Below are 10,993 nucleotides of genomic sequence, written 5' to 3' on the forward strand. Positions count from 1 at the left end.
AACCATGGCAAGCGAACCGATTCGCGATCCCGCGAACGACCACCTGCTCACCCCGCAGAACGCGGCGTTCATCGTCATCGACTACCAGCCGGTCCAGGTGAACTCCATCGCGTCGATGGATCGGCAGCTGCTGATCAACAACATCGTCGGCGCATCGAAAGCCGCCGTCGCGTACGGCCTGCCGATCGTCCATTCGACCGTCAACGTGAAGACCGGCCTGAACAAGCCGCCGATCCCGCAGCTGCGCGCCGCGCTCGAAGGCTATCCGACCTACGACCGCACCAGCATCAACTCGTGGGAAGACGTCGAGTTCCGCAAGGCCGTCGAAGCCACCGGCCGCAAGAAACTCATCATGACCGCGCTGTGGACCGAAGCGTGCCTGACCTTCCCCGCGCTCGACGCGCTGAAGGCCGGCTACGAGGTCTACGTGGTCGTCGACGCGGTCGGCGGCACGTCGGTGGCCGCGCACGAAGCCGCGCTGCGCCGCATCGAGCAGGCCGGCGGCCAGATGATCAGCGTCGCGCAGTTGTTCTGCGAACTGCAGCGCGACTGGGCGCGCAGCGCAACCGTCCCCGCGTTCATCGACCTGTTCATCCAGACCGGCGGCACCGCGGGCATCCAGTTCTCGTACGACAAGAGCTGATTCGCGCGTTCCCACCCCGTCTCTACGCAACCTGCGTGACACGAACCGCCCCGCCCGAGCCGCCCGGCCCGGGCGGGTGCCCGTCCATCCGCGCGACCTGGCAGTGCGCCGGCCGCCGCGCCGTTCATCGCGGCGAGCCGCGTTTTCCCATCCGTGATTCAATGTCGTTCGACCCGGCATCGTGCATTGCAGCAACGCCGCGTGCCGGCTTCCGTTCGTTCGACCTTCACGGAATCACATGACGAATCCTGCCGAGATCAAGGCGCTCGTTTTCGATGTATTCGGAACGATCGTCGACTGGAGAAGCGGTGTCGCGCGCGATGCCGCCGCGTTCCTCGCGCGCCATGCGCCGGCGCTCGACCCGTTCGAGTTCGCCGAGGCGTGGCGGCGCGAATACTCGCCGTCGATGGAGGAAATCCGCAGCGGGCGCAGGCGCTACGTCCGGCTCGACGTGCTGCACCGCGAGAACCTCGTGCGCACGCTCGATCGCTACGGCATCGACGGCGTGCCCGATGCGGAGATCGATGCGCTCACGCTCGCGTGGCACCGGCTCGATCCGTGGCCGGATGCCGTCGCGGCGCTGCAGCGCCTGAAACGGCGCTATGTGATCGCGCCGCTGTCGAACGGCAATATCCGGCTGATGATCGACGTCGCGAAACACGCGGGCCTGCCGTGGGACGCGATTCTCGGCGCCGAAGTCGCGCGCGCGTACAAGCCGTCGCCGAAGGTCTATACCGAAGCGGTCGAGATTCTCGGCATCGCGCCGGCCGAGCTGTGCCTGGTCGCCGCGCACAACGGCGATCTCGCCGCCGCGCGGCAACTCGGGCTGTCCACCGCGTTCGTGCTGCGCCCGACCGAACACGGGCCGAACCAGACGACCGACCTGCAAGCCGACGCGGCGTGGGACTTCGACGTCAAGGACCTCAGCGAACTCGCGGACTGGCTCGGTTGCCCGGGTTGAGCGCGGCCCCGCATGCGCGCGGACGGGCGCCTGCGGCGCCGGCCCGGTGCCGTGCGGGAACGCGGATTGCGGAAACGCGGATTGCAGTGCAACACGGCGCACGGCGGCGTCGACGCAGCGACTGCGGCACGTGATGTCGGCCCGGCCCGAACCGTTTTCCGGTAGCGCCTGTCACGCGCAACACTCCGCCTTTCGCATGATTCGGCGCAACGCCGCGGCCGCTCGCCGCCGCCCGACGCGTGCCGTGCGTGCGTGATCCGGTCAACCCGTCAGGAAGCGAAGGAAGCGCATGTCGAATCACCGCAAATCGCCGTTGCTGCTCGCCAGCGGCGTCGGTGCCCTCGGCGTCGTGTTCGGCGACATCGGCACGAGCCCGCTCTACACGTTCAAGACCGTGCTCGACCTGTCGGGCGGCCCGCGGCCCGACACCATCCTCGGCGTCGTCTCGCTGCTGGTCTGGACGCTGATCGTCGTCACGACCGTCAAGTACGCCGGCTTCGCGATGCGGATCGACAACGACGGCGAAGGCGGCATCCTCGCACTGATGGCGCTGCTCGGCGTGAAGCGGCGCGCGCGGCCGCTGATCGTCGCGGCCGGCCTGTTCGGCGCGGCGCTGATCTATGGCGACGGCGCGATCACGCCCGCGATTTCCGTGCTGTCGGCGATCGAAGGATTGACCCTCGTCGAACCGGCGTTCGAGCCGTACGTGCTGCCGCTCGCGGTGCTGATCCTGCTCGCGCTGTTCGCGCTGCAACCGCTCGGCACCGCGAAGATCGGCCGCACGTTCGGCCCGGTCATGACGGTCTGGTTCGTCGTGATGGCCGTGCTCGGCATCGCCGGCATCGTGCGTCATCCGGCGATCCTGCTCGCGCTCGATCCGCTGCACGGGCTCGCCTATCTGCTGCATGGCGGCGGCACCGGCTTTCTCGTGCTCGGCGGCGTGTTCCTGTGCGTGACGGGCGCCGAAGCGCTGTACGCCGACATGGGGCACTTCGGCGCGAAGCCGATCAAGTTCGCGTGGGCGTCGCTCGTGTTTCCGAGCCTCGTGCTGAACTACGCGGGCCAGGGCGCGCTCGTGCTGGCCGGCGCGCCCACCCGCGGCAACATCTTCTATCGGCTCTGTCCCGACGCGCTCACGCTGCCGCTCGTGATCCTGTCGACGATCGCGACCGTGATCGCCAGCCAGTCGATCATCACCGGCGCGTTCTCGATGACGCGCCAGGCGATCCAGCTCGAATGGATGCCGCGCATGAGGGTCGTGCAGACGTCGCAGGCAGGCTACGGACAGATCTATATCGGCGCGGTCAACTGGACGCTGATGGTCGTCACGATCGGGCTCGCGCTGCTGTTCCGGAAGTCCGGCAACCTTGCCGGCGCGTACGGGATCGCGGTGTCCGCCACGATGCTGCTGACCACCGTGCTGCTGTTCATCGCGATGCGCGAAATCTGGGGCTGGAACCTGCTGGCGAGCGGCGCCGTGGCCGGGCTGTTCTTCACGTTCGACACGGCGTTCTTCACGTCGAACGTGCTGAAGCTGTTCAACGGCGGCTACGTGCCGCTGATCATCGCGTCGCTCGTGTATCTGGTGATGTACGTATGGCACCGCGGGCTGGCGGCCGTGGCCGGCCGGCTCGACGAGAACCCGGTATCGCCCGACGCGTTCATGCGCTCGACGGGCGACGGTCTCACCCGCGTGCCGGGCACCGCGGTGTTCCTGACGCGCGCCAAGGACCGCGTGCCGCCGGTGCTGCTGTGGTACGTCCGGCACAGCCGGTCGCTGCATCGCAACGTGCTGGCCGTGACGCTCGACATCGCGTCGACGCCGTGGGTCGACGCCGCGAGCCGGATCAGGGTCGCGCAACCGGTGCCCGGCTACTGGACGGTGACCGCGACCTACGGGTTCATCGAGCACATCGACCTGCCGGCGCTGATGGCGCAACTCGCAGCGGCGCACGCCGGCCCGCGCGACCCGGGCACGCTCACGTATTTCATCGGCATGGAGCGCGTCACGTGCCGCGGCGACGGCCACGGCTTGCCGCGCTGGATCGGCCGCGCATTCGCGCTGATGCTGCGCAACTGCACGCGCGTCACCGACTATCTGCGGGTTCCGGCCGAGCAGGTGGTCGATCTGGGTCGAGAGGTGTCGATCTAGCGCCGGCCGCCAGGCGGTCACGCCGCGTACGGCGACACGCACGACGAACGCGTTGCCGGCATCCGTCAATGCCCGCTCGGCGTGCGCTCGGATGACCGGCTGAATCGCGGTCGCGATATCCGCGTTTCCCGCGCCGGCCGCTATGCCGGATCCCCGACGAATCGCAACCGCGCCGACTCCCCCATCAGCAACGCGCGATTCGCGTCCGCCGCCGCGCGCAGGTAATCCCACAGCGCCGTCACGCGCCGCAGCTTGCGCAGATCCTCGCGACACGTCAGCCAGAAGCAGCGCGTGACGAGCACCTCGTCCGGCAGCACCGGCACCAGCGCCGGCTGCGTGGCCGCCATGAAGCACGGCAGGATCGCGAGCGCGCCGCCCTGCAGCGCCGCGAACACCTGCGCGATCACGCTCGTCGTGCGCAGCCCGGCCGTTGCGCCCGGCACCGCGCGCTCCAGGTACAGCAGCTCGCTGCTGAACGCCAGATCGTCGACGTAGCTGACGAATGCGTGCCGCGCGAGATCGTCGGTGCACGTGATCGGCGGATGGGTCGCGAGATAGTCGCGCGTCGCATAGAGCCGCAACTGGTAGTCGCACAGCTTCGTGACCACGTAAGGGCCGCGCTCGGGCCGCTCGAGCGTGATCGCGAGATCGGCCTCGCGCTTGGGCAGGTTGACGAAATGCGGGACCGGCAGCAGGTCGACCGTCACGTGCGGATGCGCGACGCGAAACCGCGCGAGCTGCGGCGCGAGGAAGAAACAGCCGAATCCTTCGGTCGACCCGATCCGCACATGGCCCGACAGCGCCTCGCCGGTGTTCGCGACCTGGTCGCACGCGGACTGCACGGTCGTCTCCATCGCGTCCGCGTACGCGACGAGCCGCTGGCCCTCGGCCGTCAGCGTAAAGCCGCCGGAGCGCGACTTGTCGAACAGCAGCGTGCCCATCGCGGCCTCGAGCGCGCGGATGCGCCGCGCGACGGTCGTGTAATCGACGCCTAGCCGCTTCGCCGCGCCGCTCGCGCGCTGCGTGCGCGCGACTTCGAGGAAGAAGCGCAGGTCGTCCCAGTTCAGGTTGCCGGAAACCGGCTCGGTGGCATGTCGCATCGGCGGAAAAAAGCTGGCGTCTCGGGGCCGGCCGTCGATATGCATAAATGCATATCCAACCGGTTTTCTTGTCGGTACATCATGGATCTGCGCATAACTATACTCGACCGTGACCTGAGGACCATGAGCCGCGGGCAACAAAAACCGGAGACACCATGCAGACCCGATCCACCCTCGATGAGCATGCAGCCATCGCGGCACCGGCGCCCGAGCGCACCGCGAAGCACTATCTGCTGGCCGGCTGGGCCAGCATGGCCGGCACCACGATCGAGTGGTACGACTTCTTCCTGTACGGCACCGCCGCCGCGCTCGTGTTCAACCGCATCTTCTTCCCGTCGCTCGACCCGGTCGTCGGCACGCTCGCCGCGTTCGGCACGTTCGCGGTCGGCTTCATCGGCCGGCCGATGGGCGGCATCGTGTTCGGCCACTTCGGCGACCGCATCGGCCGCAAGTCGATGCTGATGATCACGCTGCTGCTGATGGGCGTGCCGAGCATGGTCATCGGGCTGATCCCGTCGTACGACAGCATCGGCTACTGGGCCGCAGCGCTCCTGATCGCGATGCGCTTCCTGCAGGGGATGGCGGTCGGCGGCGAATGGGGCGGCGCGGTGCTGATGGCTGTCGAGCACGCGCCGAAGGGCCGCAAGGGGCTGTTCGGCAGCCTGCCGCAAACGGGCGTCGGGCTCGGGCTGATCCTGTCGTCGGTCGCAATGGCCGCGGTGGCCGCGCTGCCGGACGCCGACATGCTGTCGTGGGGCTGGCGCGTGCCGTTCCTCGCGAGTATCGCGCTCGTCGGCCTCGGCTGGTTCATCCGCGCGAAGGTGCCGGAATCACCCGACTTCGAGAAGGTCCGCAAGCAGGGCAAGGCCGAGAAGTCGCCGGTGACGGCCGCGCTGCGCCGCCATCCGCGCGAGGTGCTGACGATCGTCGGCGCGCGCGCCGCCGAGAACACGTGGTTCTACATGGTCGTCACGTTCGCGCTCGCGTATGCGACGCAGCAGCTGCATCTGCCGAAAGCCGAGATGCTGCACGCGATCACGGCCGGCGCCGCGCTGTCGCTCGTCACGATGCCGCTGTGCGGGCATCTCAGCGACCGCATCGGCCAGCGCCGGATGTTCGCGATCGGCCTCGTGCTGATGTGCGCGTTCGCCGCGCCGTTCTTCATGATGCTCGGCACGCAGCAGACGTCGTACGCATGGTGGGCGATCGTGCTCGGCCTCGGCGTCGTGTTCCCGATTCTGTATGCGCCGGAATCGCTGCTGTTCGCGCAGCAGTTCCCGGCGGAAATCCGCTACAGCGGCATCTCGCTGTCGGTGCAGCTCGCCGGCGTGATCGGCGGCGGCTTCGCGCCGATGATCGCGACGTCGCTGCTCAAGGCCGGCGGCGGCCAGCCGCATTACGTGATCGCTTATCTCGTCGGCTTCGGCGTGTTCGCGCTCGTGTGTACCGCGCTGATGCGCCCGGCGCGCGCGTGAGTACGCCGGCCTGCATCGCCGCGATTTCAGTTTGACCTGCCGTTCGCCGTGGCCGCACGCGCGGCGGACGCAGTCGACCTTTTCCTTTGCACCACTACCGCTTCTCGGAGAGTTCAATGAACGCCGCAGTTCCCCAGACCACCCTCGCCCTGCCCACCGCCAAGCTGCTGATCGACGGCGCGTTCGTCGAATCGCAAAGCGCCGAATGGGGCGACATCGTGAACCCCGCGACGCAGGAAGTGATCGGCCGCGTGCCGTACGCGACGCTCGACGAAGTCGATGCCGCGATCGCGTCCGCGCAGCGCGCGTTCCAGACCTGGAAGACGACGCCGATCGGCGCGCGGCTGCGCATCATGCTGAAGTTCCAGGATCTGGTGCGTCGCAACCTCGAACGGATCGCGCACACGCTGACGGCCGAGCAAGGCAAGACGCTGCCCGACGCGCAGGGCGACATCTTCCGCGGCCTCGAAGTGGTCGAGCATGCGTGCTCGATCGGCACGCTGCAGCAAGGCGAATTCGCGGAGAACGTCGCGGGCGGTGTCGATACCTACACGCTGCGCCAGCCGATCGGCGTGTGCGCGGGCATCACGCCGTTCAACTTCCCCGGGATGATCCCGCTGTGGATGTTCCCGATGGCGATCGTCTGCGGCAACACGTTCGTGCTGAAGCCGTCGGAGCAGGACCCGCTGTCGACGATGCAGCTCGTCGAACTCGCGATCGAGGCCGGCGTGCCGCAGGGCGTGCTGAACGTCGTGCACGGCGGCAAGACGGTGGTCGACCGCCTGTGCACGCACCCGGACATCAAGGCGATCTCGTTCGTCGGCTCGACGCGCGTCGGCACGCACGTGTACAACCTCGGCAGCCAGCACGGCAAGCGCGTGCAGTCGATGATGGGCGCGAAGAACCACGCCGTCGTGCTGCCCGATGCGCATCGCGAGCAGGCGATCAACGCACTGGTGGGCGCCGGCTTCGGCGCGGCCGGCCAGCGCTGCATGGCGACGTCGGTCGTCGTGCTCGTCGGCCAGGCGCGCGACTGGCTGCCCGACCTCGTCGAGAAGGCGAAGGCGCTGAAGGTCAACGCCGGCGCCGAAGCCGGCACGGACGTCGGTCCGGTCGTGTCGAAGGCCGCGAAGGCGCGCATCCTGTCGCTGATCGACGCCGGCGTGAAGGAAGGCGCGACGCTGCTGCTCGACGGCCGCGACGTGAAGGTGCCCGGCTACGAGCACGGCAACTTCGTCGGCCCGACGATCTTCTCGGGCGTGACGACCGACATGTCGATCTACCAGGAAGAAATCTTCGGGCCGGTGGTGGTCGTGATGGAAGCCGACACGCTCGACGAAGCGATCGCACTCGTCAACGCGAACCCGATGGGCAACGGCGTGGGGCTCTTCACGCAAAGCGGCGCGGCCGCGCGCAAGTTCCAGAGCGAGATCGACGTCGGCCAGGTCGGCATCAACATTCCGATCCCGGTGCCGGTGCCCTACTTCAGCTTCACCGGCTCGCGCGGCTCGAAGCTCGGCGATCTCGGCCCGTACGGCAAGCAGGTCGTGCAGTTTTATACGCAGACGAAGACGGTCACCGCGCGCTGGTTCGACGACGACGCGACGGCCGGCGGCGTGAACACGACCATCGCGCTGCGCTGAGTGGGGGCATGGGACTGGATCAAGCGCCAAAGCGCCGAGTCCGGTCGACTGCGGTGCATGGGACCGGACCAGGCGCTGAAGCGCCAAGTCGGGTCGACTGCGGTGCATGGGACCGGACCAGGCGCTGAAGCGCCAAGTCCGGTCGACTGCGGTGCATGGGACCGGACTAGGCGCTGAAGCGCCAAGTCCGGTCGACACGGAGACCTGTACATGGAAATTGCATTCATCGGACTCGGCAATATGGGCGGCCCGATGGCCGCCAACCTGCTCAAGGCCGGCCACACGCTGACGGTGTTCGACCTCGACGCGAACGCGGTCGACGCCGCGGTACGCGCGGGCGCGACGGCCGCCGCGTCGCCGCGCGACGCGGCCGCACGCGGCACGCTGGTCATCACGATGCTGCCGGCCGCGCAGCACGTGCGCGCCGTCTACCTCGGCGACGACGGCGTGCTGGCCGGCGCGCGCGCCGGCGCGACGTTCGTCGACTGCAGCACGATCGATCCGGGCACCGTGCGCGCGGTGGCCGAAGCGGCCGCGCAGCGCGACTTCCCGCTCGCCGATGCACCAGTGTCGGGCGGCACCGGCGGCGCGCAGGCCGGCACGCTGACCTTCATGGTCGGCGCGTCGGACGCGCTGTTCGAGCGGATCCGCCCGGTGCTGCTCGACATGGGGAAGAACGTCGTCCACTGCGGCGGCACGGGCACCGGGCAGATCGCGAAGATCTGCAACAACCTGCTGCTCGGGATCTCGATGATGGGCGTGTCGGAGGCGATGGCGCTCGGCGCGGCGCTCGGCATCGATCCGTCCGTGCTGGCCGGGATCATCAACACGTCGACCGGCCGCTGCTGGAGCTCGGACACGTACAACCCGTACCCGGGCGTGAACGACGCGGCGCCGGCCGCGCGCGGCTATACGGGCGGCTTCGCGGCGAACCTGATGCTGAAGGATCTCGGGCTCGCGACGGAGGCCGCCCGCAGCGCGCGGCAGCCGGTGTGGATGGGCGCGCTCGCGCAGCAGCTCTATCAGTCGATGAGCCAGCAAGGGCTCGGCACGCTCGACTTCTCCGCGTGCGTGAAGCTGTACGAAGCGCAGTCCGCGTAACGCGGCAAACGGACGTGCGCCGACCCGCGATGCCGTTCAACGGCATCGCGGGTCGAGTCACATCCGGAGGAACGCAAACGCTGGCGCCGCGAATGAGGCCGCCGCGAACGCGCGATCGACGCTTACCCGCGCGGGTTGGTCGCGGTTTCGAAGGTCGGATGGCACTCGAACGCAAGCTCGGAGCGCGCATCGACACGGCGGCCGCCCGTCAGCGACTCCTGCTTCAGGCTCGCGCGCAACCCGCGCTGCGAGCAGTAGTTGGTGGCCTCGGAGACGGCTTTTTCATGGGCGTCGGCCCACGTCGTCGACACGCCGAGCGTGCGCGTCGTCACGGTGAAAACGTTGGGGTTCGACGTCGCGGTCACGTCGGAAGCGGTCGAACAGGCGGCGAGCAAGCACACAGCAGCCGCGACAGTCAACCATCGCAGGGATCGAAAAGGCACAGGGATAGACATGGGGGGCAAGCGCACGTCGGGTCGACGGCATTGAGCAACATAGGCGACAGTATGCCCGTCCGATCGCCGGAGATCATGCCCTTTTCGGTGAACACATTGTTTCGAATGGTTAAACGATGACCCGCTTCGGCAAGATCGACGGCCCGCGCGGCGGGCTGCGCGGGCCGCCTCGTCGCTTTTCCGGGCTGCCGCGCGAGGCCCGGCCATAGCGACCATCGCGACCGTCGACGCGCTCGCCCGTCAGTGCGCGCCCTCTTGCCGAATCCGCGCCGAGGCCGCCTCCAGATCGCCCCACGCCGGTTGCCCCGGCGCGTAGCGCGCGCGGATGTACGCGGCGAGTTCAGCCATCTGCCGATCGTCGAACGCGTCGCGAAAGCCCGGCATGTAGCCGAGCTGAGCGGTGGCTGGCTGGTCGATCCCGTTGTGCAGCACGCGCAGCAGGTTGTCGGGCGCGGCCTGGCTGACGCTCGTGTTGAGCCCCATCAGCGGCCGCACGCCGAAATGGCCGACGCCGCCCGATTCCGCGTGGCAGACCGCGCACGCCGCATCGAACGCACGGCGGCCGCTTTCGAGCCCGAGCGTCGCGACGGCTTCCGTGCCCGGCGCGTGGCGGGCCGCGGCGGCCGCGGCCGTGGCGGCATCGACTGGCGGCGACAGCGACGCCAGATAGTGCGAGATCGCCCGCACGTCGGATTCGGGCAGCGCCGCGAGCCCCGCGACGACGGGCGCCATCGGCCCGGCCGCGACGCCGTGCTGCGCGGAGAAGCCCGTGCGCAGATAGTCGAACAGCGCAGCTTCGGTCCACGGCACCGGCGCGGCCGGCGACGCGACGAGCGGCGGCGCGATCCAGCCTTCGGCCTCGCCGCCCGCGAGGTATGCGCGGCCGCCCTTCTCCGCGCCGAGCGCGTTGCGCGGCGTGTGGCACGCGCCGCAATGGCCGGCGCCGTCGACCAGGTACTTGCCGCGATTCCACATCGCGGAGCGCGCCGGGTCCGGCGCGAACGGCCGCGCGTCGTGAAACAGCCAGTTCCACCCGGCGACGAGACGCCGCTGATCGAGCGGAAACGGAAGCTTCGTCTTCGGCGGCGCGTGCTTCACCGCCGGCTGCGACATCAGATACGCATAGAGCGCGAGCAGGTCGGGCTCGCTGATCTTCGCGAACGCGGTGTACGGGAACGCCGGGTACAGATGCGTGCCGTCGCGGCCGATGCCTTCGCGCATCGCACGCGCGAACGCCGGATACGACCATGCGCCGAGGCCGGTTTCCGGATCGGGCGTGATGTTGGTCGTGTAGATCGTGCCGAACGGCGTGTCGAGCGCAAGACCGCCCGCATTGATCGCGCCGCCGGGCGCGGTATGGCAAACCGCGCAATCGCCGGCGAGCGCGATCAGACGGCCGCGCTCGAGCGTCGCCGCGCTCCACATCGCGCCGTCCGCGCCGCCGGGCGCGAGCGGCGCGATCG

At 69.0% G+C, this 10,993-nt stretch carries 9 protein-coding genes; 6 read left to right on the plus strand and 3 right to left on the minus strand.

Annotated features, from left to right (window positions below; genetic code table 11):
- Positions 1–4 precede the first annotated feature (4 nt).
- The 3 genes from O1Q03_RS39260 (at position 5) to O1Q03_RS39270 (ending at position 3,756) form a co-directional block, all read left to right on the plus strand.
- A complete protein-coding gene (locus O1Q03_RS39260) occupies positions 5–643 on the plus strand; it encodes a hydrolase (protein WP_098549143.1) in 639 nt (212 codons plus the stop codon).
- 238 nt (positions 644–881) lie between these two features.
- On the plus strand, positions 882–1,604 hold the full coding sequence (locus O1Q03_RS39265) for a haloacid dehalogenase type II (protein ID WP_269511355.1): 723 nt from the start codon (positions 882–884) through the stop codon (positions 1,602–1,604).
- 289 nt (positions 1,605–1,893) lie between these two features.
- Entirely contained in the window at positions 1,894–3,756 is a 1,863-nt protein-coding gene (locus O1Q03_RS39270; RefSeq protein WP_269511357.1) for a potassium transporter Kup, read from the plus strand.
- 140 nt (positions 3,757–3,896) lie between these two features.
- Here the strand turns inward: O1Q03_RS39270 and O1Q03_RS39275 are convergent, their stop codons facing one another.
- Positions 3,897–4,856 (minus strand): LysR family transcriptional regulator, encoded by a 960-nt coding sequence (locus O1Q03_RS39275; RefSeq protein ID WP_269511358.1) that lies wholly within the window; start codon positions 4,854–4,856, stop codon positions 3,897–3,899.
- 155 nt (positions 4,857–5,011) lie between these two features.
- Between O1Q03_RS39275 and O1Q03_RS39280 the strand changes: the two genes are divergently transcribed.
- The 3 genes from O1Q03_RS39280 (at position 5,012) to mmsB (ending at position 9,075) form a co-directional block, all read left to right on the plus strand.
- Positions 5,012–6,331 (plus strand): MFS transporter, encoded by a 1,320-nt coding sequence (locus O1Q03_RS39280; RefSeq protein ID WP_269511360.1) that lies wholly within the window; start codon positions 5,012–5,014, stop codon positions 6,329–6,331.
- A gap of 116 nt (positions 6,332–6,447) precedes the next feature.
- Complete coding sequence (locus O1Q03_RS39285) at positions 6,448–7,974, plus strand: CoA-acylating methylmalonate-semialdehyde dehydrogenase (protein WP_269511362.1); 1,527 nt, start codon at positions 6,448–6,450, stop codon at positions 7,972–7,974.
- Positions 7,975–8,184: 210 nt separating this feature from the next.
- The gene (mmsB, locus tag O1Q03_RS39290; protein ID WP_269511364.1) at positions 8,185–9,075 is read left to right on the plus strand and encodes a 3-hydroxyisobutyrate dehydrogenase; all 891 of its coding nucleotides are present in this window, start codon (positions 8,185–8,187) and stop codon (positions 9,073–9,075) included.
- 122 nt (positions 9,076–9,197) lie between these two features.
- On the opposite strand, the gene O1Q03_RS39295 is transcribed toward mmsB, so the two are convergent.
- Together O1Q03_RS39295 and O1Q03_RS39300 are read right to left on the minus strand one after the other, a co-directional pair.
- Positions 9,198–9,530, minus strand: coding sequence for a hypothetical protein (locus O1Q03_RS39295; protein WP_269511366.1), 333 nt, complete (start codon positions 9,528–9,530; stop codon positions 9,198–9,200).
- A 240-nt stretch (positions 9,531–9,770) separates the two neighbouring features.
- Positions 9,771–10,993, minus strand: a 1,223-nt coding sequence (locus tag O1Q03_RS39300; protein WP_269511367.1) for a cytochrome c, incomplete at its 5' end; no start/stop codon positions are given.

This window comes from Burkholderia sp. IMCC1007 (assembly GCF_027257875.1).
In the GTDB taxonomy this organism is placed as follows: Bacteria; Pseudomonadota; Gammaproteobacteria; order Burkholderiales; family Burkholderiaceae; genus Burkholderia.

Coding starts and splice junctions, on each gene's coding strand:
- O1Q03_RS39265 (WP_269511355.1), top strand. CDS start 882: ATGACGAATCCTGCCGAGATCAAGGCGCTCGTTTTCGATGTATTCGGA.
- O1Q03_RS39295 (WP_269511366.1), bottom strand. CDS start 9,530: ATGTCTATCCCTGTGCCTTTTCGATCCCTGCGATGGTTGACTGTCGCG.
- O1Q03_RS39285 (WP_269511362.1), top strand. CDS start 6,448: ATGAACGCCGCAGTTCCCCAGACCACCCTCGCCCTGCCCACCGCCAAG.
- O1Q03_RS39275 (WP_269511358.1), bottom strand. CDS start 4,856: ATGCGACATGCCACCGAGCCGGTTTCCGGCAACCTGAACTGGGACGAC.
- O1Q03_RS39260 (WP_098549143.1), top strand. CDS start 5: ATGGCAAGCGAACCGATTCGCGATCCCGCGAACGACCACCTGCTCACC.
- O1Q03_RS39280 (WP_269511360.1), top strand. CDS start 5,012: ATGCAGACCCGATCCACCCTCGATGAGCATGCAGCCATCGCGGCACCG.
- mmsB (WP_269511364.1), top strand. CDS start 8,185: ATGGAAATTGCATTCATCGGACTCGGCAATATGGGCGGCCCGATGGCC.
- O1Q03_RS39270 (WP_269511357.1), top strand. CDS start 1,894: ATGTCGAATCACCGCAAATCGCCGTTGCTGCTCGCCAGCGGCGTCGGT.